This is a genomic window from Sphingobium cupriresistens LL01, assembly GCF_001046645.1.
GTDB lineage: Bacteria > Pseudomonadota > Alphaproteobacteria > Sphingomonadales > Sphingomonadaceae > Sphingobium > Sphingobium cupriresistens.
Genome location: NZ_KQ130434.1, coordinates 1,758,565 through 1,781,023, shown reverse-complemented (window position 1 = coordinate 1,781,023; position 22,459 = coordinate 1,758,565). Strand labels below are relative to the sequence as shown.

The 22,459-nt window shown below is 57.5% G+C and carries 17 protein-coding genes; 9 read left to right on the top strand and 8 right to left on the bottom strand.

Going from position 1 to position 22,459, the window contains the following annotated elements; genetic code table 11:
* Window positions 1-102: 102 nt before the first annotated feature.
* Both V473_RS08585 and V473_RS08580 read right to left on the bottom strand, forming a co-directional pair.
* On the bottom strand, window positions 103-2,370 hold the full coding sequence (locus tag V473_RS08585; RefSeq protein ID WP_066602650.1) for a hypothetical protein: 2,268 nt from the start codon (window positions 2,368-2,370) through the stop codon (window positions 103-105).
* Window positions 2,367-3,197, bottom strand: a complete 831-nt coding sequence (locus V473_RS08580; protein ID WP_066602647.1) for a hypothetical protein — start codon at window positions 3,195-3,197, stop codon at window positions 2,367-2,369. Before V473_RS08580 ends, V473_RS08585 begins: the two co-directional genes overlap by 4 nt.
* A 430-nt stretch (window positions 3,198-3,627) precedes the next feature.
* Here V473_RS08580 and V473_RS08575 point away from each other — a divergent pair, with 430 nt between their 5' ends.
* The 6 genes from V473_RS08575 to V473_RS08550 all read left to right on the top strand — a co-directional run bounded on the left by V473_RS08575 (window position 3,628) and on the right by V473_RS08550 (window position 8,501).
* A complete protein-coding gene (locus V473_RS08575) occupies window positions 3,628-5,475 on the top strand; it encodes a ParB/RepB/Spo0J family partition protein (RefSeq protein ID WP_082679026.1) in 1,848 nt (615 codons plus the stop codon).
* A gap of 59 nt (window positions 5,476-5,534) precedes the next feature.
* Entirely contained in the window at window positions 5,535-5,753 is a 219-nt protein-coding gene (locus V473_RS08570) for a sigma factor-like helix-turn-helix DNA-binding protein (protein WP_066602644.1), read from the top strand.
* A gap of 474 nt (window positions 5,754-6,227) precedes the next feature.
* On the top strand, window positions 6,228-7,169 hold the full coding sequence (locus V473_RS08565; protein ID WP_066602642.1) for an ArdC family protein: 942 nt from the start codon (window positions 6,228-6,230) through the stop codon (window positions 7,167-7,169).
* Window positions 7,166-7,591: a DUF2958 domain-containing protein gene (locus V473_RS08560; protein ID WP_066602640.1), complete on the top strand. Its 426-nt coding sequence runs from the start codon at window positions 7,166-7,168 to the stop codon at window positions 7,589-7,591. Before V473_RS08565 ends, V473_RS08560 begins: the two co-directional genes overlap by 4 nt.
* Before the next feature lie 67 nt (window positions 7,592-7,658).
* Window positions 7,659-7,970, top strand: a complete 312-nt coding sequence (locus V473_RS08555) for a hypothetical protein (RefSeq protein ID WP_148648346.1) — start codon at window positions 7,659-7,661, stop codon at window positions 7,968-7,970.
* Between the two features lie 315 nt (window positions 7,971-8,285).
* Complete coding sequence (locus V473_RS08550) at window positions 8,286-8,501, top strand: hypothetical protein (RefSeq protein ID WP_066602632.1); 216 nt, start codon at window positions 8,286-8,288, stop codon at window positions 8,499-8,501.
* Between the two features lie 550 nt (window positions 8,502-9,051).
* Here the strand turns inward: V473_RS08550 and drt3b are convergent.
* The 6 genes from drt3b to V473_RS08525 form a co-directional block, all read right to left on the bottom strand.
* On the bottom strand, window positions 9,052-11,025 hold the full coding sequence (gene drt3b, locus V473_RS08545; RefSeq protein ID WP_148648345.1) for an antiviral reverse transcriptase Drt3b: 1,974 nt from the start codon (window positions 11,023-11,025) through the stop codon (window positions 9,052-9,054).
* Window positions 10,988-12,277 (bottom strand): antiviral reverse transcriptase Drt3a, encoded by a 1,290-nt coding sequence (gene drt3a, locus V473_RS22865; RefSeq protein ID WP_148648344.1) that lies wholly within the window; start codon window positions 12,275-12,277, stop codon window positions 10,988-10,990. Before drt3a ends, drt3b begins: the two co-directional genes overlap by 38 nt.
* 139 nt (window positions 12,278-12,416) lie before the next feature.
* Complete coding sequence (locus V473_RS08540) at window positions 12,417-13,340, bottom strand: HEPN domain-containing protein (RefSeq protein WP_066602624.1); 924 nt, start codon at window positions 13,338-13,340, stop codon at window positions 12,417-12,419.
* A gap of 71 nt (window positions 13,341-13,411) precedes the next feature.
* The gene (locus V473_RS08535) at window positions 13,412-13,612 is read right to left on the bottom strand and encodes a sigma-70 family RNA polymerase sigma factor (protein WP_169793925.1); all 201 of its coding nucleotides are present in this window, start codon (window positions 13,610-13,612) and stop codon (window positions 13,412-13,414) included.
* On the bottom strand, window positions 13,605-14,882 hold the full coding sequence (locus V473_RS08530; protein ID WP_066602619.1) for a site-specific integrase: 1,278 nt from the start codon (window positions 14,880-14,882) through the stop codon (window positions 13,605-13,607). The genes V473_RS08535 and V473_RS08530 overlap by 8 nt, the downstream gene beginning before the upstream one ends.
* A complete protein-coding gene (locus V473_RS08525; protein ID WP_066602617.1) occupies window positions 14,875-16,122 on the bottom strand; it encodes a site-specific integrase in 1,248 nt (415 codons plus the stop codon). Before V473_RS08525 ends, V473_RS08530 begins: the two co-directional genes overlap by 8 nt.
* Before the next feature lie 523 nt (window positions 16,123-16,645).
* Between V473_RS08525 and V473_RS08515 the strand changes: the two genes are divergently transcribed.
* The 3 genes from V473_RS08515 to mobF are packed head-to-tail and all read left to right on the top strand — an operon-like array spanning window position 16,646 to window position 21,881.
* Window positions 16,646-16,948: a hypothetical protein gene (locus V473_RS08515; RefSeq protein ID WP_066602611.1), complete on the top strand. Its 303-nt coding sequence runs from the start codon at window positions 16,646-16,648 to the stop codon at window positions 16,946-16,948.
* The gene (locus V473_RS08510; protein WP_066602609.1) at window positions 16,945-18,948 is read left to right on the top strand and encodes a type IV secretion system DNA-binding domain-containing protein; all 2,004 of its coding nucleotides are present in this window, start codon (window positions 16,945-16,947) and stop codon (window positions 18,946-18,948) included. The genes V473_RS08515 and V473_RS08510 overlap by 4 nt, the downstream gene beginning before the upstream one ends.
* Complete coding sequence (gene mobF / locus V473_RS08505; RefSeq protein WP_082679024.1) at window positions 18,945-21,881, top strand: MobF family relaxase; 2,937 nt, start codon at window positions 18,945-18,947, stop codon at window positions 21,879-21,881. Before V473_RS08510 ends, mobF begins: the two co-directional genes overlap by 4 nt.
* The last annotated feature ends 578 nt before the right edge of the window (window positions 21,882-22,459 follow it).

Sequence of the window (22,459 nt, the reverse complement as noted above, 5' to 3'; positions counted from 1 at the left end):
GCGCTTTTCACACGGATCCCGAGCAAAATCCCCGCGCGTGCGAACATCGATCTTATCGCGCCTCGATCCTTGTCGAACCAGAAGTTGTGATCTTTCTCTCGATCATGCGCTGACAAGGTCCGTAATTTCCCAGCCGCTCCGGAGGAGTACGATCCTCGCTGTCACTGTCACCGTTTTGGGCGCGCGTACCGCGCGGGGCTCCAAGGATCGTGGAGCGTCGGCCTGTCCGCCGATGGGTTGTCCAGGGATGGACTGCCGCCTGGTGGATCGCGGGCTGACGAGCATAGGCAGGTCAAGCGACAGGAAATCGGTTCCGATGCGATATTCGGCCGCCGCCTCATGGGTGGTTAGGGATATGCGCGCTTTACCGGGAAGCAGGGCGTGAACCTGCTGCTGGACAGCAAGCCAGTTCAGGCATGCCGGGATGACGTCCTGCTCGATATCGATCTGGCCCCGTCGCAGCGCGGTCAGCGCATAGTCGTAGCGTCTGCGAATTATGGAGCGCAGGGCAGGGATGCGGCTGTAATGGATCATCGTGCGTCCGTTCAGGACATGGCGCAGAAAAGCCCTTTGCCGCACAGGCTCGCCTACGACGATGATATTGTCGCCGCCCCAGCCGCGAGTGTCGCCATTATCTCGATTTGCGTCGTAGGACCTGGAACTGAGCCGGCATTCGACCTCATAACGCTCCTCTCCCTCGACCATGACAAAGCCGGGGCCATCGTCGAGGCTTTCCAGTATCTCCCAGTTCGCCCTGATGAGCTGTCGGGCACAGACTTCCTCGAAATGGCGATCCGACACCGCCCGCATTGATGGCACCTTTGCCGCGAGCACCACCTCGCCGTGGCCGCCCGATACCCGCATGACAGGCGCGAGCATGAGGCTTGCCTGAGGAAACAGGTGCTCGGCAAATGCCTCGATCTCCTGCTTGTGCCGCTCGGGCGCAACTCCAGTCGCGACCACCAACTCATAGGCGTCCTCCAAAGCGAATTCGGCATGGAGAAGCCGCAAAAAGGCGTGCTCCAGAAGTACCGATATCCTTCTGGCTCCTGCCGCCGAACCCGCAACGATGACGTCCACGCCATAGGGGCGGGCAATCTCTTCCTTCCATTCGGACCGATGACCAAGCAGAAATTCAAGATGGCGCGATGCGGCCAACGGTGAGCGGCCCGGTCCATAGGGCAGGGTCTGCCGAACATCGGCGCTGCGGTCGCTCAGAAACCATATGGCACTGAACGCTTCGGAGAGTTGAGTCGGTATGTCAGCGCTGTGCTCTGCAGGCTCGAACAGATGGTCCGGAAGATGCGGAATGATCGCGGTTACGCGCATGCCGCGACCACGATATTGTGTCGCGAGGGTGCAGGCCAACTCGACATAGCGCAGATGGTCGATGCCCATCTCGAACATAATGAACAGCTCGTCCGGCTTGCCGAAATCAAGCGATCCAAGGTCACAGGGAAGTTGGGTGACATGGGCTATCTCATGGTTCTGCACGACCATGACGACATCGGGTGGAGACTGTCTGCCTGGAGGTTTTCTGCCCAAAAAGGTCCGGTCGTTCACTATCCTTGGAAACAGATTGGACGTCACGTTCTCGGCCATGCGACCCAGCGAGAGGAGACTGAACCGCGACCTGCCGGCTGCCGATGACAACGCTTCCTGTCGGTAGGGGCTGATCAATTGCCGGATGAGGAGGCGGTCGGTTCTCAGGTCGAAGGCGCGTCGGACCAGCTTCGTTTGATCCTCAAGCTGTTCACGTGCGGAGGGAACATCCTTGAACAGTCGGTACAGATCGGGAGCCAGGACAAGATGCAGCCTGTCATTGCGTGTCAGCGTCTCTATCGCCTCGTCCCAGTCGCGTTCATCATCTCCCAGACCATGATCGGACGCGACCTGTGCAACTGCCGATCTTATGGCTGCGGGTAGCACGACCATGTCTCGCCAGGCCAACGCGCTCTTAGGCGAATGGCGTTCGAGCCGGCTGAAAGCAGCGGACCAGGCGCCTGCAAGTTCTGCCTCGGCACCGCAAAAGCGGGCTATCTGGAGTTGGAGAAACGGATCTCTTTCCTCGGAAAGTTCCTTACGAAGACGACGTTCGAGGCCCTGTCGCTGCTCGAATATGGCTGCGCCCGACCGGTCGGTGAACCCCCATAGCGAGGGCTCTCCTGTCGCAACCATGACGGACGTGCCGCTCGGCGCATCACATAGGGCTTCAGGAAAAATCTGTTCGAAGCCAATGATGATGCCGTCGTGGCCGATCTGCTGAATACAGAGCCCATTGGCTCCGTCCGTTCGAAAGACCGGGAGCACAAAGCCCTCCTGCTCGGCAGAAGGAGCAAGATAGCCGACAAGGCGCGCGGTGTCGCTCACCAATAGCTCACCTTGCCATGACGACCGCTCAACAGTTCGCGCACGATGGTGTAGATGAGGCCTATATTCTCGCCGGGCGATGTGCGGTTCACATGGTCATAGGGCAATATGATCGCACCCAGGGCATCGATCGCGGCGATTGCCTGGTCGGTCGCGAAATTGGATGGCAGGATGACCGCGATCGTATTTTCTCCGAGCGCGATCGGCTGACTGGACTGAATCTCGATAGACGAGGCCCGCTCGTCGAAGCCCGCGCTTCCCTTGTGCCGGATGAGCTCATGATAGGATTGTGCTTCGAAGGCGAAGGCATCGGGCTTGAAGTCGGCATGTCCCCTGTTGTTGAAATAGGCCTGTTCGCCGAGCCAGAAGAGGTTGATGAGCCGCCCGGGCGTGTCAGCTTCGCAATCGAGTTCAAAATCCTCCTTGATCATCGCGTGGCAGGTGAAGTCGCTGAAGCGCTTGTGATGGAATGCGCCGCTGTCGAAGGGATAGATACGGTGCGGCGCGACGGTCCCTGGCTTGAGAACAAGACAGATCGGCGCATAGAAATCCATGCCATTGCTCTGTGCCTGCGCGGTCGCCCGATAGGAGGGCCTGCCGTAGAAGAAATAGAGAAGCTGTTCCTCCTCGAACACATCGCATAGTGAAGGTTCGAGCGTTCCCATCTTCATGATGGATCGAAAGCGATAGGCATCCGTCATATGGGTGAGGGGAAGCAATTTCTCGCTAGGCTGGCTCTCGCGCACGAGGTCGGCAAAATCACGTGTCGGCTCGCGCCGGGGCTTGCGATCGGTCTTCTGAAAATTCTGTGGTCTGCCTTTGGCCATGGCTATCCGTAACCAGGGGCGCTTTGCCCGGACAATGGTTTTGACAGAGGCGGTGCGGTTATTTTCACCATCTTTGAGCACTGGAATCTCGGCGTCCCCCCAAGATGGGGGCCGGGCTCTGCTTCGCGTGCCGCTCCGTCGAGCCGGCCCCGGGCCGTCTCGCCCCTACGGGCGACGATCCCTGACGCTGGCAGCGGGCATCGCGCTGCCGCGCGCTGGCGTAGCTTGGTTCGGCCGCGGCCAAAGCGGCGTGGGCGTCGCTACCCTTTAGGCCCGTCGCGGCGGGCTGCAAGCCGGCCGAGCCGGCTCCTTCACTTGCGTTACGGTCCTTCGGATGCGGCCCGCCTCCTTCGTCGGGCCTTCCGGTTCGCTCTTGCCGCCCACCCCGCTTTCGCCGGGGCCGGTGGCGTTAGAGAGAAGGAAAGAAGACATGGAACTCAAGCATATCGACATCGCCAATCTGGCCGTTTCCGCAACCAACATGCGCGGAATCAAGAAGGCCCCCGACCTCACCAATATTCTGCCGTCCGTCCGGGCGAGGGGCGTGCTGGTCCCACTCATCGTGCGGCAGAATGGGTCGCCCGAAACCTATGAGATCATCGCTGGCAAGCGGCGCTATCATGCAGCCCTCATCGTCGCGGAGGAAAATGGCGGGATCGGTGATCCGCTGCCCTGCGCTGTGATGGCCGCAGGCGATGACGCCGCCGCGCTCGAAGCCTCCATCATCGAGAATATCGCCCGGCTCGATCCCGACGAGGTGACGCGCTGGGAGAATTTCACCCGGCTGGTCAAGGAAGGACGGACGCCGGAGGATATCTCCAACACATTCGGCCTCACGGCCTTGCAGGTGAAGCGGACCCTTGCGCTCGGCAATCTCCTGCCCCGCATCCGCAACCTCTATAAGGGCGGCCATATCGACGTTACGACGGTGCGGCATCTGACCCTTGCGTCCAAAGCCCAGCAGCGCGACTGGCTGAAACTGCTGGACGATGAAGATGCCTATGCACCGGTCGGCCACAGGCTCAAGGAATGGCTGTTCGGCGGTGCATCCATCCCCACCAGCGTCGCCCTGTTTCCGCTGGAGGTCTATAGCGGCGGCATCGTTTCCGACCTGTTTGGCGAAGACAGCTATTTCGCCAGTTCCGAACAATTCTGGCAGGCTCAGCGAGCGGCGGTCGAGATGAAGGCGGACGCCTATCGCGACGAGGGCTGGCAGGATGTCGCTATCCTCGAACCGGGCGAATATTTCCATACATGGGACCATGAGCGTCTTGCAAAAAAGAAGGGCGGGCGCGTCTATATCGCCATCGACAGCCGGGGCGGTGTGACCTTCCATGAAGGCTATGTCACCACGAAGGAAGCGCGAAGGGTCGAGAAAGGCGAAGCCGTTGAACGCAAGGTCCGGCCCGAACTTTCTGCGCCTCTCGACAATTATGTGACCCTCCATCGCTATGCCGCTGTCTCGGCAAGGCTGGCAGAAGCGCCCGCTATCGCGCTCCGTCTGATGGTCGCCCATGCGATTGCCGGATCGAATCTTTGGGGCGTCGATATCCAGACCCGGCGGGGACGATCTGACGCGATCAGCGAAAGCATCGAGAACTCGCTGGGCGAAGGCTCGATCGATATCTATCGGCGCGAGGCCCTCGCCGCACTGGAGATGGACGAGGATGAAGTGTCGGTCGCAGGCGGCAAGCGATCCCGCGATCTCGGGCGGCTGTTCCTCAAGCTGCTGACCCTCGACGACAAGGCGGTGATGACGATCCTCTCGGTGGTCATGGCCGAGACGCTGGAAGCAGGTACGCCGATCATCGAACTGCTCGGCCAGTATCTCGAAGTCGACATGACCCTTTGCTGGGAACCGGACATCGCCCTTGTCGACCTGCTTGGCGACAAGGAGGTGGTGAATGCCATTCTTGCCGAAGTCGCGGGCGAGGATGTGGCGCAGGCCAACGCCAAGGCGACCGGCAAGGTCCAGCGGTTGATCATCGCCGACTGTCTCGAAGGCAGGCGTGGACGCGAGAAGCGCGTCGGCTGGGCACCCCGCTGGATGGCTTTCCCGCCCAGCGCCTACACGGCGCGCGGCGGCGTGGCGATGATGGCGCAATGGGACGCCATGCAGGCGCTGCTTGCACCCGAGCCGGAGGCCGAGCCTGAAGCGGAGGTCGAGGCGCTGCAACCAGAAGCGCCATTGCTCGAACCGGTTGGAAAGGGTGACCCCACGCCAACTGCCGACGATACCGAGGGTGATGAAGAGGAACCCGGTCAGCTTGCTGCCTGAACGAAGCGGAGCGGGGGGCAGCGCGTCCCCCGCTCATTCTCATCGACAAGGATATTGCCATGCCCGGACGCAGACCCGAAGGCGCACTGGCCGAGCGCTTCCAGATCGGCCTTGCAACCCTCGCCCCGATCCCCCGGATCGTCTTCTATCTCCACAGCCGCGACGACTTCACCTTCCCTGAGATCGCCTATCGCCTTGGCTGTTCCGTCCTCGCTGTAGAGGACCATTTTGCCGCCGCGCTGGCCCATCTGGACAAGGCGGTGAACCGGGACGGGTGAGGTGACAGTGGGGGCGGGAGAAATTCGGCCGGGCGGCTGCGCCGCCCGGCCTTGGCGTTTCAGGACGGCATAAGCCGGGGGGATGGCTATCCGTCTCCTTCGTGACACCGTGGACGCATGTTGGCCAAGAGGAGGGCAAGGGCCAGCTTTGTTCGTCGATCCGACGTCATGCTGCGATGGGGCGTCGATATGTCCCGCTCGCTGCGCGGGAAGACAGGCTGACGCTGTCTGCTGCGGTCATCGGACCTCCGGCCCGATGGCGTCGGCAAAGCCGACCGTCGATGCGACGGGTGTGGGCGTCGCTGCCCTCTAGTCCCCCCGCGGCGAGCCGCAAGACGGGGCTTCGCCCCATCTCCTCCACTGCCGTTGCGGCCCTTCGGGTGCTGCCCGCCTCGATCGGTGGGATTGCCGGTTCGCGCCTGTCGCCCACCCCCGCCGCTCCGGCGGTCGGTGTGATGCGAAGGGAGAAAGGAAATGGGTTTTCAGGACAAAGGTCAGCGCCATGGTTCCACCCTCTATAGTGAGGTGACGGACCAGATCATTGCGCAGCTGGAGGAAGGCATCCTGCCTTGGGTGAAGCCATGGGATGATGGCCGCGTTCCGTTGGGGTTGCCGCGTAATGGGCAGACGGGCCGCTGCTATTCGGGAATCAACGTCCTCATTCTGTGGCACATGGTTTTTGACCGCCGCTTCCATTGGCAGCGCTGGGTTACCTATCGTCAGGCCCTCGCCATGGGTGGCCATGTCCGCAAGGGCGAGCAGGGGACGACCGTCTGCTATGCCGATAAGTTCATACCAAAGCGCAACGACGCCGAGCAGGCCAGCGGCGGGGAGGAGCCGCGCCAGATCGCTTTCCTGAAGCGCTTCACCGTCTTCAATCTCGACCAGTGCGAGGGGTTGGACGACGACAGCGCAAACGGCCCGGTCACCCGCAATGAGGCGGTGCTAATCCCCCGCGCCGACGCGCTGATCGAGGCGAGTGGCGCGGATATCAGGATCGGCGGCGACGAAGCCTATTATGCCCCCGCCTTCGACCATATCGTCGTCCCGCCGCCCCATATCTATTATGAGCCGATCAACTGGTATCGGACGGCGCTTCATGAGCTAGGGCATTGGAGTGGCCACCCCTCGCGGCTTGATCGGCTTCCCAAGACGAGTTTTGGCAGCCCTGAATATGCCCGCGAGGAACTGGTCGCGGAAATGGCGAGCGCCTTCCTTTGCGCCGAACTGGGCATCGTCCCGACCGTGCGGCATGCCGACTATATCGGCTCGTGGCTGTCGGTCCTTCGAGAAGACAGCAAGGCGATTTTTCGGGCGGCCAGTCAGGCCAGCAAGGCCGCCGACTATCTCATGAATTTTCTTCCCCCGACAGAGGCGGGAGAGGACAGAGTGAGCGAGGGGAGGCTGGCCGCATGATCATCCTTGAACCCAACCATATTGCTGTCCTGACGGCGAACTGTGTTTCCAGCCGCGCCGCACAGGGGAATGGCGAGCGCGATCCCGACCATGTCCCGGTCGTCAAATTCTTCAATCCGGTCGGTGCGGCGACATGGCTTGCGACCGAACTTCTCGAGGATGGCGACACCTTGTTCGGGCTTGCGGACCTTGGCTTTGGATGCCCGGAACTGGGCTATTTCAGCCTGCGGGAGATCACCGAAATCCGTCTTCCTTTCGGCCTGCGGATCGAGCGGGATATCGGTTTTGACGCGATGGTGCCGTTGTCCGAATGGGCCGAGGCAGCGCGCGGCGCGGGGTCGATCATTCATGCACAAGCCCTGATCCGACACCTGACCCGAAGCCAATCCGGCCCGCCGAAGGCGGAACAGTCAACCTCTTGAAATGCGTCACTCGACCGGGATCGCTCCCCGATCCCGGTCATGCTCTTTCCTTGCAATGGAGATGGTCATGACCGTTCCAACCAAACACACCGCGACCAGAGCAGGCGACCCGCTTTCGATCTTTCGGGAACAGTTGGAGATTGCGGCGGACAGGGCGCAGCGGGGATGCGGCCTATCTGACGCGCTCTTTGTTGAGCGCATCAACGCGGAGGTGACAGGGATGATGGAGAAGCTCCCTGACGAACTGCGCGGCGCAGCCGCCGAGATCGCCTACGAATTTGGATATGATGATGGTGAGGAGGAGCCTTATCACGAGCCGGGCACCTGTTTTCTCACCGGCATAGCCGAACATTGCTGTCCCTGCGGGCGTCATCCCTGATGGCATAGGGGAACTGCCCGGCTCGCTCGCGTATCGCACGAACCCGCCGGTCCGTGCGGCGCTACGCATCGCCGGGCAGGGAAACACACTCTCTCATAATAGTCCGATTGTGCCAGGCCGCCAGCGCCCGCCTCAAGGATCGGTGGTCCCCCCAATTTTCGCAGGGCCTCCACTGCGCTTCGCTCCGTTCCGTCCCTGAGAAAATCGGTTCCCCCACCACCCGCTGCGCGGTCGCCGGCTGCGCCGGCGCTCCTTGACCCGGGCTCGTCGGCCCGACGCGGAAGCCTTCGTCTTTTCGATTTGAAGGAGGCTCCGATGCAGACCAACGCCGCTTACAACCCCAGCACTTTCCTTGCCGCACTCCAGTCAGCGCAGCGTCGCGCAGCTTGCAGCTACTTCGACCAGCACGTCCTGGAGAACGGAGAGGATGGCTTCATCGTCATCGACGAAGGGGACTATGGGGTGCTGCCTCAGCTAATCATCGATCGCATCGTCCACACTGTGCCGGGCACGCTTATTGACGAAATCTGAACCGGGGGAGGGTCGCATGGCCCTCCTTGCTATGCCCAATCGTGGCACGGCCATGGGGGCGTCGAACCCCCACGGCCGAGTTGCCCGTGGAGCCAAGGGAGAGCAACGCGATAGGGCCCGCGCCTTCCGGCTCGAGGCTGGCGCAGCGGCAAAGCGCGCTGCGAGAGGGGGACGCACGGCCGGAGCCGTTTGTAATGCACCGTACGCACCCGTGCTGCCCATAAAGGGCGGAATTTCAAGAGGTTATGCATATTTCCCATAGCCTCTCAGGACACATTTTGCGCGATACATCGTATGTGGTCAAGATAGCACAGCCCGAAAGAGTCTCTCCTCCACGGTAAGATAGTATCTTAACCTGAAATGCTAACGAATAGGAAGGTGTCCGCACGCTGCATGGTGTGTGTTCCAACGATGTGGAACCCCCTCAAATGCGCAAGATCAGAAACCCCCCGCCCTGACGGTAAACTACTTGACCATCCACAGTCTCCTTAGAGACCGTGCGGGCAAGCAGATATCTTCAGCGCCGACACCTTCCCGCAGCCCCTATCGCTTATTCATATACAGGTCGCAACCTTCTTCTCATTAATAATTGGGTCATCCGAATTCCATTCCAGTCCACAAAACCGCACCTTGTTTTCAAAAAATCCAATTTCGCGTTCGAAGGGCTGCCTGGAAGTACGTCACTCCAAATATTTCGCTTTTCATCGTTCGTTAAATCAGGCGAACTGAGCAGATCGCTCAAAATCAAATAGCTCTCCGCATCAACTGATAACTTTGATTTTTCCATCTTTACGAAATCGATAGCCTTAGAGTTCAATTTCGATAACTCATTTGAAAACTTAGATTTATCTTTCAGAAAAACAAACTTCAAAGTTATAAAAGAAAAGTACGATATATCGCAACCAAGAATATCATTAATAACCGATCTAACTTCTATCCGATCGTAAAAATTACTTCCTAAATAATGCGATCCGAGCAATATTAAATTAAACGTCTCGACGGCATCAGATCGTTTCATTTTTCTATAGAACGCAGAGTGTGACGCAACAAGAAGGTCAATCATTTCCTTTTGAACGAAGTGATCAATCCAGTCCGACCTCTTGCGTATCTTATCAAACCCTTTTGTAGTCAAAACAGTCAATATGCTTCCGATAGAGTATGTGGTCGTTACTCTTATATCGAGGCTAGAAATATAGAAAACTAATGAGAATAATGCGTGCAGACCGCGTTCAATATAACCGCATTTGTCGTCATCTTCTTTTATATCGCGTAATCCCTTAGCGCTCTTTGCTAGATCAAAAATCATAACGCGCAGCAACGAAAGCGCCCATCCGCTAACATTATGGAAACCAATGCCATGCTCACCAATAATGAGGCGAGATTCCAGGGTTTTGCTTTTAACTCGACGAGTGATGAAGCGGAATTTTTCGGCTTCTAATCCTCCATGGAGTTCATCAACCGTGTCTTTTAATTCATACATGACACGATGAATCTCCCGTTTTGCGGAAGAAAGCGGAGTCACGAACGGGCGAGTGAAATTGTCAGATTTTCCTTCATTGATATGAAGCTTATATTTGAAGGCTTCTTCTTGTATGATTTGCTCTATTAAATCAATTATCTCCGTATCGTTCGCATATACGAAATAATCATCTACGTATCTCTTAAATTCGAAATCTATTCCATAATTTAATTTGGATTTTTTGGCCGATTCTATGACATTTAGGTCAATTCGCTGAAATATAACTTCAGCGAACAACCGCGATAGCTCCGGTCCTATTATAATTCCATTAGTCTCGTTATAGTTCTGGCGCTGCATCAGGCGATCGAACTGCTGTTCGAACGCAAAAAGTGAAGAATTCTCTTTAGAAAAATCTTTATTCTTGACAGCCCAAGTTACAGAATGCGTGTATATGCTATGAAAACATTTCGATATATCAAGCGTTCTTAATTTACTGAACTTCTTTTCCAGAGACAGGTACATGCTGCTATCGAAAAATTTCGACAGTAGATTTATGTCTCTATACACGAAAAATGATACGATATTTCGCAGCTCCTTCGTGTCGGGTTCGGATTCGCCGTGGACATCCGCCTCGCCGCGTTTGACATAATCTTCCAATCGGTTCGCCGTGGTCCGGGAGGCGATTGATGTGGGGCGCCTTAAGGAGGCTGGGCTTATACCGCACGCAGCGATCAAAGTTTCAGCGAAGGCGTTGTAAAATTCGGCAGCGTCGAGTTGGCTGTTGGGGTGCATGAGACCGAGAAAGGTCGAACCGCCGCGGTCCTTTCGTATCACGTACTCATACGGCTTGGCATACTTACGCTGATCCGATCTCTTGAGTGCCCGAAGCTCCGCCAGGCATTCTGCCAAAGCGGGGGGCACATTCTTCTCAATCAACGAGAGATAGAAGAAATCATTAGTAAATATAATCGGAAGCTCGTGCGGTAAAACTTCGGTTAAAACTGCACGAAACTTACGGCTAACATAATCAGTATCTTGCATATGCCCACGCAGATTTAATTGCACCAATTCTTTGAGGCTTGAATTTTGCCATCATTGGAACTTCAAAGCCTTTTAAAAATGAGCATTCCTTGATCATCTGTTTATGTAAATGCGACAGCTTTGTAGAAGTTGCCGCAAAAAACTCGCTATTTGGCGAAAAAATTATACTATTCAAAAATCCGTCCAAATGCTTAAGTGATTTCTTATAGTCAGGAACTTCAGGAATGTCTGCAGATTTGCAAAGGTTATAGTTGAAAAATATACCAGACCTAACTGACCTTTTGGGGCCAATTACATTTATGCCGGTACGTCGAACGCTATAGTTGGATGTCAGAAATTTTATTCTATCGACCAAAAGGGCGGGGTCGGGATTTTTCCTAAAATCTTTTAACGAAAGAATGATCCTAGATTTCATCTTTTTGATTTTACTATCAGCGATGCAAACGGAAATCTGCCTTGGATTTGGCGTATCACGTTCGATTTTTTCAGAGACATGGAAGTCATATCCAAGATACTCTATGGACTGATAGGATTTATCCTTCTTCCGATTTCGGAATATTATTTTTTCATTTTTGCGCTTGTTGAGCGAGAGGCCGGACGGCAGTATCTCATTCAAAAATTTATCTAGATCGAAGTCAGTTTCATAACTGAAAATTAGCATATCATCAGAAAACCTAAAGTATCTATATACTGAAGGATGCAATTTGACCTGTTTGTCAAATTCTTGCATGGCAACTTCAGCTAAAACGGCACTTATGGAAAGGCCGCGCGGGACACCATGCGTTTGACCGTGACAATGTATATCTAGAAATGACTCAAGTGCCTTAGTGGCGGATGGCGATAATGTAGCCGTACCAATTAAGCGATCCTTGATAATGTCAAGCGGAATGCTTTCATAAAAGCTTTTGATGTCCCTTCTATGCGCGGCCATCGGTGTAGCATCTTTAAAGCTCTGAATGACGCCCTTCACTATATCTTGCCTGCTCGGCATCTTCACATGAGTTCTGTACTTTATGTTGTTTGCTAGTGATCTGAGAACGAGCGTGATTGGATATTCGCTGTAGCTGACGCACGACTTTCCAGCGACCGTCACGTCTACATAGTCTGTAAGTCCAGTTAGGTCTCTTGCACATTCGATCGCCCGCGCGATTTCTGCGTCTCTATCTTCTTTAAGATCCACGCCGAAACGGGATGAATCTCCCGCCCGAAGGGCACGAGCAAATGAGTATCGATTGAATGCGGCTGCTGACATTCCGCAGTTCTGAAGCAAGCTCACTGATAATTCAATTCGGTTCGCATCCGAATTGAAATTCTATCGTGCGATTGTCCGTGTTTTGATGTTCATGACCCTGCCGGGGCTCCGCAAGGAAGGTGATGTAGCAAGTTGCCGCTCCCTGTTTGCACTTCCCGCGCTTCTAACGGTCAAGCTGTTCCAGGCTGGTCAAGCGGTCGATCCCCACCTGACGGACAAGCTCCCGCAAGATACTCACCCGCTCAGAGAGCCATGCCAATTCGTCGCCAGAAATTTCATAATCGCGAGAATAGCGAGCCTTGATGTATGCCTCACGAAGTAGATTATAAGCGCGCTTTTGAAGCCGGTTTTCATTCGGCCATACCGACCGGAGGTCGGGTTCTAACTGTTCCGTCAACGCGCGAAGCCGATTCAGATTATGCGTCTTAGGGCTATAGAGGGTGCGGACTAAAAATACGCAATGATAAAGGCGCTCAGTCGCTTGATGTAGGTTGAACACGGCCTCTTTAGGAGCGCAATCTTGGATCAGAAAGTCGGATGCTCTTTTGAACTTGGAAGCACTTTCAAACCACTCTTCGAAAAAGTGACGGGTCTCCTGCAAAGCTTCACCGGGCAATAGGCGCTTAGGCTCAGCGAAGGAATGGCCCGGCTCGTCGAACAGGAAGATTCCGTCGCTCAAAATATCCATAAAAAAATAGCGCCCGAGCCGTAGCTTTTCGTTCACATCGTCAAGGCTGTGGTAGATCAGGCTGACCGGCGTGCGGAGCACCTTACCTTCTGTTAAATCGCCAAGCAGGCGTTCTTCGGTCGCAGCCCAAAATTCTGCGACCTCTGTCAAATCCTCATGATCGACAACCACGAGAATGTCATAGTCGGAGAAGTAACGTCCGATAGGGTCTTCGACCCAATCACCACGCGCATAGCTCCCGAAAAGGATGACCTTGAGTAGCTTGCCGTTGCGGAACCGTTCCATCGTCCGGTGGCGAATGGCGCGGGCAAAGCCTGCTTGGATGACCTCCACGACATGAGCGAGCTCCCGGCGTTTCGGCTCCGGTAATTTCACATCGGGATCGTCAAGGGTCTTCATATCGATGCTCAAGATCGCTGGAAAACATCGCCTTGCCAAGCGCTAAGCGCTGGCAAGGCGATTTTGGGAACCTATCTCGCCTTGGCGATAGCTCGGATTGCGCGACGCATATGCCGTCGCACCTGCCAGACGAACATCCATTCCTGCTTCGCAATTTCAACGTGGCTCATTTTCTCGACCATATTCAGAAAGAAAATTCGATATGTCCGGTCTGGGAGCGCTTCCAAGGCGGCTTTGATACGCTCGTCTCTCTGACGTTCGTCCTCACTCATGGCGGCCTCCCTCGTCGTCATGAGCGGTGGAAAGAGGTGCCTCGACGTTCTTCAATCGGGTGGTGTTCATAGCTGTGGCTGTGCCGCCTGTAATGGCGGCTAGGTCAGATCGCTTGATGGTGCAATTGCGCGCAATGATTGCCCCGATTTTCTCCGCAGCCGAAAGCATCGCGTCGTCCGCCAGATGAGCATAACGCGCCGTCATTTGTATGCGGCTATGGCCGAGCAGACGAGACGTTGCGAACAGCGTTTCGCCTGACATAACCGCATGGCTGGCAAAGCTGTGCCGCAGGTCATGGATACGAAGCGCCGGAGGTAGCTTTGCCTGTCGGCGGACGGCGTGCCAGACCGAGCGCACCCCTTGATATCGCTGCGCCCCGAACAGGGGGAATACATGCCGCAGACGACCGAGGCCGCGACGGGTTAGCTCAGTGCGGTGCGATTTGAGGAAACCCCGAACCGAGGAACCCAAGGGGACATCGCGCGGACCTGTCTTGCTATCCCTCAACCGTAGCCGATCCGGTAAAACGTCCTGCCATTCCAGATCGATCGCTTCACTGACTCTGCATCCGGTCAATGTCAGGAAGCGGAGGAGGGCAGCAGCGTTGCAGCCTTCGGCTATTTTTTCGTCCAGTACGGCACCGAGCCGGGCCATTTCGCTATCGCTCACGAAGGTGCCGACGATCCTGCGCCGGTTCAATCTGATGCCCAACACTGGGTTGCGCCAACCATCTGGCATATAGCCCCATGCCTTTGCCCGCCCCAGCATAGCGCCAAGGATACCCAAGGCGCGATTAGCGCCGCCGGGCCGAGTCAGACTATATCCTTCAAACCAGCGAACAACATCTTGGCGGGCGATGGCATCAATCCGTTTGCCGCCAAAGGCGGGCAGCAATTGGCACCGCACATAGGTTTGATAGGCGCGTAGCCCTTGCGGCTTATAGAAGGCTCCGGCGCGCCGCTCATGCTCAACCTGAAACGCTTCGAAAAACGGAGCAACGGACCTGACAGGTGGCGCATCGGCATCTCCGGCAAGCAGCGCGTTGGCTATCTGGCGAGCGGCTTTGACCGACACATCAGGGAAATTGCCAAGGAAATGCCGGACCGCCTTTTCCTTAAAACGGGTCCGCATAGTCCAGCTTCGTGTCCCGCTAGGCTGGACACGAAGCGCTAGGCCCGGCTGACGCTGATCGCGAAGCGCGTACTCCTTTGTTTCGGGCTTGGCTCGCTGGCAAATGGCATCCGTCAGCGGAAGGAGGAGGTTAGCCATGCGCCGCCTCCATCGCTACGTTGGACGAAACAACCGCAGCTGTCCGTAAGGTGCGTCTGCGCGTCGTCGTGTCCGAGTGCTGACCACGTAGAGAACGATCCAGTCGGCCAGATATGCGCGTTGCCGATTTTGTGAGAGCGGCGGTTGGGAGATGGGCATAGCCAAGCGTGGAATCTATATCCTGATGTCCCAGAAGCTGCCCGACCAGCCGCAGGTCAATCCCGTTGGACACCCCGACAGAAGCGAAGTGATGGCGAAGATCATGCACGCGCAGAGTGCCAAGCTGAGCCTTTTTGCGGATCATAGACCACGCATGATCCAGAACCCTCATTGGCCCGTCCATCCTTGCGGCAGGAAACACATATCTGCCGGTGATCATCTCCCGGCGCGTATCGAGGATCATGCGGGCAGGGGCGTTGAGCCAGATTGTCCGAGGCCCGGTTTTGGAATCCTGCAGCACAGCACGGGGACCGATGATGCGATCCCATTCGAGGGATAATATCTCGCTGCGCCTTGCCCCGGTCAGGAGGAGTAAACGCACCGCATCACAGGCGTTGGGCATGGCATCGTGTAGCCTGTCGAGGGCCGTCCAAAGGCGGCGCACAGTAGCAGTCGGGAGAAGTTGCCCGCGCTTGCTTCTCTGCTTCTTCCGAAGCCCCCGACAAGGATTGCAGCCGGGATCGCGAAGGCCATGGTCTTCCGCATAGAGCATCAAACCAGAAAGCGTGGAGAGCGCCATGCGCACAGCGGTGCTCTTGGCGGCAACGTCCATTTGCCACCGCGCCACTTCTTCCGGTTCGAGGTCGCGGACCTTTCGCAGCCCGAGCAACGGCAGGATATGCGTGTGAGCCGCCGCCCGCATTTTGCGAACTGTGCTGGGTTTCCATCGTCCAGTTTCGCCCATCGCGAGGAAGTGCGGCATCACTTCCCAAATACGGGCGTCTGGGCTGAACAAGGGCGCGGAAGTAGGGACGTTGGTATCGTTGTGGGGGAGGAGGGGTTGCGCTGCGACCATATGGCGGGCGGTGGCGAGGGGTATTAGGGCGACCAGTCCCAGTGTGCGGGAGGTGGTTTTGCCGCCCACTTTTTCCTTCACGACCCAAGTGCGTGCGCCGGTGGCGCGAAGGCGCAGAGATAGTCCTTTCGCTTCGCTGTCGTGGATCATTCTTTCGCCCTGCGGGGGCAGGGCGACGGATGCGGGATTGATGGTATTGAGGTCTATCGTTTCGGCGCGTCTCATGGCGTCGTTGCTCCATAAATCGCGGCTCCGTTTGGAGCCGGGAAGAGCGTGTCCTGGGAAAAACCCAGGACACGCGGGGTTTTATGGGCGGCATGGATTTGAACGGCTCGACCGGGCTTCCGGCCCGGTCATTGCCGATCCTTCGGGGCGTTGAAATGTCCCTTCCAGATCAGCAGTTTGCCCTCCTTGCGGACGTCAATCTAGCGCACGAGGCAAGCTCGTGCGTTGGCATCGACGCACGCACCGAAGGGCGTAAGTTGTAATGCACCGTACGCACGGGTGCTACAGGTACGAATCGGGCGCGTTCCTGCGGCTTTCGGGGATGTTTTCGGTTCACGGGCAATGGCACTGATTGACGCCGCCCGGCACTGTTCGGCAGTCATTCCGCTGTAAGTGCTTGATCTGCCTTGGCACGATTTGGCTGCCGCCTCCTACCCGCATAATCATTTGAGATCAGCCTGTTGGTGGCCTATAAGGGCGCCGCTTCATCATTGCGATCAGGCGTCGGACAGGAGTTCGGCGCTTGCCCAGGATTACCATCAGATTCAAGGACGCGCTCTTTGAGCGCCTCGTCGGCGGCGCTCGTGCCTCCGATACAACCGTTCCCGACTATGTGCGCGATATTCTCAATCGCTTCGAGGGTATGGACGCGGGCGGCTACCATGGTCGTTTCGATGAAGTTCAGGCGACCCTCATACAGGTCTTCGCCATCCTTGCCGCATCGGTGGGAACGCGACGACCGGATATTCTCCAGAAGGGAATGGAGGATGCTCGCGCACTTCTCCTCGAGCGGGGGCTTCTTGAAGCCGAGGAGGGTGGCCAGTGAGCATCTTCCGCAACGACACCCTGGGGTCGTGGACTCGGGGCGGTCAGGCCATCGTCCATAATGTCCGGATGACCACGCAGGTCTTCTTTCAGACGACCCTCGCAGGACTGGTTATCTGGATCGGCGGCATGATTTGGTACGTGCTCGAGAAGTCCAGTGACTATGAGCGGTTTGTGGCTTTCAAGATCGCCGAGGCGACCTTGAAAAGTGATGTGCCGGGGGGAGCGCCGCTCCTTTTTCGAACCCCTTCGGGACGACAATATTGGACCAGTTCGGATGCCCTGTTGGGATCGCCTGTCGCAAAGAAGACGATGCAGGCGATGGAGCATCACCTTGTCTATGGGGCGGCTCTGTCGGGCGCCTTCGCTCTTCTGATGCTCGTCTGGGCCTGGTTCTATTTCACCCGGACGGGACGGGGCCTCGGCTCCAACCAGTTCCTGCGCGGCGCCCGGTTCGGAACCGCCCGGCAACTCCGGCGCCTCCTTTGGCGGACGAAGAAGGGCAGCTTCTCGATAGGCGGTGTCCCTGTGCCCGACGCATTCGAGCCGGAGCATATTCTGATCTGCGGAGCGCCGGGGACCGGCAAGACCAACATCATTCTAAAGATGCTGGCGGGAATGCGCAAGGCAGGCAAGCGCGCCATCGTCTATGACACGGCAGGCACCTTCGTCGAAAAATTCTATCGGCCAGGGCACGACATTCTGCTCAATCCGCTCGATGAACGGGCTGACCGATGGTCACCCTGGGTCGATGTCCCCAGAGACTATCATTATGACCAAATTGCAGAGTCTACGATCCCGGACAAAGGGGGCGATCCCTTCTGGGCGAAGGCTGCGCGCGGGACGCTGGTGGCCGTCTTTCGCAAGCTCGCGCGAAGCGACCGGATGCTCGTCTCCATCCTTCTCGACACGATCCTGCGCAGTCCCTTAAAGACCTTGGCGGCATTCGCGGAGGGCACCGACGCGGCGGCTTTCATCTCCATGGAAGGCGATCGCACCTCTGCAGGCATACGCGCCGAACTTGCCTCCGTCATGCGCAGCTTTTCGTATCTTGACGATACTGCCGACGGCTTCTCCATCCGGGACTGGGTCGCCAATGAGGAAGATGACAGCTGGCTCTTCATCACCGTGAAAGCAGATCAGTTGCCTTCGCTTCGCCCCCTGGTGACGGTCTGGCTCGACATTGCGATCAGCGCGATCATGAGCCTGCCGGCCGACCGCAAGCGTCGTCTTTATTGCGTGATCGATGAGCTTCCGACGCTCCAGAAACTGCCTTCCTTGAGCGACTTTCTCGCTCGTGCGCGCAAATATGGTGGGTGCGGCATCTTGGGGTTCCAGTCCTATCCTCAGTTGGAAGCGACTTATGGCATCCAGGATGCCGCGGCTATAACCGGCTATTGTTCCACCTGGGTCGCGCTACGCGCCAACGACACCCCGACAGCCAAGCATGTCTCGGAAAATCTTGGACAGGTTGAGCAGGTCGAAGCCAATGAGGGCATGTCCTATGGCGTCAATGACATGCGCGATGGGGTCAATCTCTCTCGGATGCAGGTAACCCGGCCGCTGGTGATGCAAACGGAGGTCACGAACCTACCCAACCTTGCCGGCTATCTGCGCTTCGGGAGGAACCTCCCGGTCGTGCGCTTTGTCGACAGATACAATGGCCTTCCGACAATCGAGCCGGCCTTTGCGGAGAAGACGACGCCGCCGTTGCGGTTCGATACGGGAGCGGCAGCCGAGCCAAAGGAAGACAAGTCACGCCCCCGCAGCCGAACACAAGAGAAGGAGAAGCCCCAGCCTCAACTGCCGCTCGAGACGCCGCCACCGCCCGATGATGATCGGTTGGATGACGAAGCATCACAATCGCACGATCGGGACGGCACTGAACCGAGCGCTGGGCTTTCCGCCGGACCTCCGCCGCTGCTTGGACCATCGAGCGGCTTTCGCCTGCGCCAACATGGACGAGCATCGGGCGATCGGGACGAGGCGAGGCCGGCATGATGCATCCTCGCCGCCTGTCCGGATCACCTGCAAACATCGCCCGTTATTACGCCATCGGCGACTATTACACGAAGGGCGATGCCGAAATCTCAGCTTGGGGCGGTAGCCTTGCGGTGGGCCTTGGCCTTTCCGGCGAGGTCGATTCAAAGGCCATGGAGGCGCTGCTAGCTGGGAAGGTGGCGGAACAGCAACTGGGACGCCATCGGCAGGAGGGAATTCAGCACCACCCCGGTTGGGATTTTGCGATCAGCGCGCCCAAATCGGTATCGATCATGGCTCTTGCCGCCGGGGACGCGCGGATCATCGAAGCTCATGAGAAGGCTGTCGATGTCGCGCTAGCCTATCTTGAAGAGCATGCGCAGCTTCGTCGGCGCGCAGGAAAGGATGTTGTCCACGAAACCACAGGCAGGCTGCTTTGGGCGCGCTTCACCGAGCATGCGAGCCGCGAGCTCGATCCGCATCTCCACACCCATGTCGTCATCTTCAACATCACGAACCGGGAAGGGTGCGAGCCCCATGCCAGCCTTGAAAGCCGTGCCATGTATGCCGAACAAATGGCCACCGGCCAGATCTATCGTAATCAGCTCGCGCACAGTCTTCGCGAACTCGGATATCACATCGAATTCGATCCGCGGCGGGGGCTTTTTGAGATTTCGGGTGTACCGCAGGCCCTTATCAGAGAGATGTCTCAACGAGCTCAGCAGATCGATGATCATGCCCGTGCACACGGTCTGGTCGGTCAGGCCGAACGACGCAAATCCTTCTACGCCACGCGTGGGCCAAAAGTGAAAGTGGGGCTCGAAGAGCTTCATCTCCGCTGGCGCGAGCGGCTGGTGCCGCATGAAAAGTCGATCACGAAATTGCAAAAAATGATGGAAGATGCCGGACACGGAACGGTCCATATCGCACAAGCTGATGCTCGACGCGCTGCCCTGTTCGGGATCCGGCAGCCTGAAGGTCGGGAGGCCGTCAACGCACTTGGCCGCCACTATGCGGCGGCTCTTGCGTCCCATGTCGGCGAAGTTCGCTTTTCCGACATCAGGCCCCTGGTGGCAAACCAAGAGGAGCGCCGGAAGCTTCTCGCGATACGTCATCAGACCGGCGATGACATATTGAACATGAGCCGCACCAGCCGGCGATCAGCGAAACTCGAGCAATCTCTTTCTCTCCATGTCGCGCTGGCGCTGGATGACGCCACCGCGATAACGACAGCCGATCGGCTTCTTGGCTCTCTGGAATCCGCGAATCTCTCCCCGGAGCAGGAGCGGGCTCTTGTTCATATGGCTCTTTCGCATGATCGGGTCACCGGCATTGCCGGCGTCGCGGGGGCGGGCAAATCAACCCTCGTTGGCTGGTTGAGGTCAGCGGCTGGCTCCGAAAAGATATTTGTCGCTCTGGCTCCGACATCATCCGCTGCCGCCGAACTGGGGGCCAAGGCAAAGATCGAGTCGCGAACGGTTGCCAGCCTGCTCGCCGACGGCGGGCGCGGTCTTACCTCAGACCATGTTCTTGTTCTTGATGAAGCGGGTCAGCTGGGAAATCGACAGGCGTTGCGGGTTCTTGAACTCAGCCGGGTAACCGGAGCGCGGTTGATCCTGATGGGGGATAACAGGCAGACGGGCGCTATAGAGCAGGGAAAGGCCTTTTGGCTTATGCAGCGGCTTGGCCTGCCGACCGCTGAGCTGACAGAAACCCGTCGTCAGGAAACGAAAGCGATGAAGGCCGCGGTGACGGCGGCACGCGCAGGAGACTATGAAGCGTCGGTCGGTGCGGTCGACAAGGTTGTAAGCGGCGCCGTCAGCGAGGATCTCGCCAAGGGGCTGGTGGCCGAATGGACCCATCTCAGTCCCAAGAGCCGTGCTTCGACCAATATCCTTGTTCTCGACAACGCTACACGCCTTATCGTCAACAGCCAGATCCGTGAGGCGCTGAAGCGAGAGGGCGTCATTGCCGCGGAAGACAGTAGGCTCTCGATTCTCGTTCCTGGCGGTCACAGCGATCAGGAAAAGAGCATGGCCCGCTTCTACGCTGATGGCCAGATCGTAAAGTTCAGCCGCGACCAACCCGCGTTAGGGCTGGTTCGCGATGGTGAATATCGAGTGATCGGGGTCGGCCGGGATGAGAGGGGCCGGCAGCATGTTCGCCTTATCGACGATCAGGGGCGCATCCATCGCTGGGATCCTCGGACCAGTAAGGCGGCGCAGGTGAATGTGTTTCTGGAAGAGAAGAGGGGACTTGCGGCTGGAGATCGCATCCAGTGGCGGCTTGTTTCGAAGGAACTCAATCTCAAGAATGCGGAAAGGGGCACGATCGAGAAGGTCGACGGCGCGCTCGCAACCGTTCTGTGGGACCGCGACGGTCGTGTCCAGGAAGTCGACCTGTCACGCCACAGGACCTGGGACCACGGCTATGGCGAGACGGTTTATTCCGCTCAGTCCAAGACATACGACAGGGCTTACGTCCTGGCACCAGTCGGCTCTCCTCTGGTGAATGGCCAAAACTATTACACGGCCATCACACGTGCCCGTCTCGGTGTGAAGCTATGGACGGAAGACAAGCAGAAGCTGATCGACAAGTTGGCGGTGCGTTCGGGAGAAAAGACCTCTTCGCTCGAAGGCCTCGGGCGGCTGGGGCAGGATCGCAGCAATGCGCTGTCTGTGCGCCATAAGGAACGGATTGTCCGGCTACGCGACGAACAGGTTCGTCACAGGCAGGCGCGCAAGGAACAGCAGCTGGAGCGGCAGCTCAATCGGCGGTCGCACAGCAATGGCGGACTGGCGGAGCGATTTGCCGAGAATGCAAGGCTGGGGGCGGAACGCCTGGAACGACATCTTCGGTCGTTTTTGCCTGGGCACGATCAGCATTCTTCGCCCACCGCCGGGCAGGAGCGCGACGAGCAATTGAGGGAGGACCGCAATGCTATTGATCGCTAGCCATCGATTTGCCTTGATCGGCATCTGTCTTGCGATGGCGTGTCCGGAAGTAGGCTTTGCCTTGCCCTCGCGCTCTGCGGCCAACGACGCAGCCGACGTCACTCGCTGCATACGCCAAGCGGCGCGAGGTCAGGCTTGGCTCGAGAAAACCCTCTGGGGCCTTCGAGATCAAGAAGGGGGGTGGGTCGGCGCTGAAATCCAGAACAGCGATGGAAGCTACGACCTCGGCCCGCTCCAGATCAACAGTTTGTGGGTTCCAAAGCTTGCCGGTTTGCTGCACCGGCCACCTGCTCAGGTCCGCATTTGGCTTAGAGACGACCCTTGCTTCAACGCAGAGGCTGCGCGCTGGATCTTCTTGTCGGGCCTTGGTCCAAAGCGGGATTATTGGCGTGCAGTTGGTATCTATCATAGCCCAACCAAAAGTCGTCAGCGACGCTATGCTGCCGATGTGGGTAGGCGACTTATCAGTCGCTTTGGTCCCACCATCTTTCGTCCCACCGGCGTATACTGAGTGTTCCATCTGGAGTAGGACTTCAGTGACCTTTCTCGTCAAATGTGTGTCGTGAGCGATCTCATGG

Coding starts and splice junctions, on each gene's coding strand:
- V473_RS08580 (WP_066602647.1), bottom strand. CDS start 3,197: ATGGCCAAAGGCAGACCACAGAATTTTCAGAAGACCGATCGCAAGCCC.
- V473_RS08575 (WP_082679026.1), top strand. CDS start 3,628: ATGGAACTCAAGCATATCGACATCGCCAATCTGGCCGTTTCCGCAACC.
- V473_RS08570 (WP_066602644.1), top strand. CDS start 5,535: ATGCCCGGACGCAGACCCGAAGGCGCACTGGCCGAGCGCTTCCAGATC.
- V473_RS08565 (WP_066602642.1), top strand. CDS start 6,228: ATGGGTTTTCAGGACAAAGGTCAGCGCCATGGTTCCACCCTCTATAGT.
- V473_RS08560 (WP_066602640.1), top strand. CDS start 7,166: ATGATCATCCTTGAACCCAACCATATTGCTGTCCTGACGGCGAACTGT.
- V473_RS08555 (WP_148648346.1), top strand. CDS start 7,659: ATGACCGTTCCAACCAAACACACCGCGACCAGAGCAGGCGACCCGCTT.
- V473_RS08550 (WP_066602632.1), top strand. CDS start 8,286: ATGCAGACCAACGCCGCTTACAACCCCAGCACTTTCCTTGCCGCACTC.
- V473_RS08540 (WP_066602624.1), bottom strand. CDS start 13,340: ATGAAGACCCTTGACGATCCCGATGTGAAATTACCGGAGCCGAAACGC.
- V473_RS08535 (WP_169793925.1), bottom strand. CDS start 13,612: ATGAGTGAGGACGAACGTCAGAGAGACGAGCGTATCAAAGCCGCCTTG.
- V473_RS08530 (WP_066602619.1), bottom strand. CDS start 14,882: ATGGCTAACCTCCTCCTTCCGCTGACGGATGCCATTTGCCAGCGAGCC.
- V473_RS08525 (WP_066602617.1), bottom strand. CDS start 16,122: ATGAGACGCGCCGAAACGATAGACCTCAATACCATCAATCCCGCATCC.
- mobF (WP_082679024.1), top strand. CDS start 18,945: ATGATGCATCCTCGCCGCCTGTCCGGATCACCTGCAAACATCGCCCGT.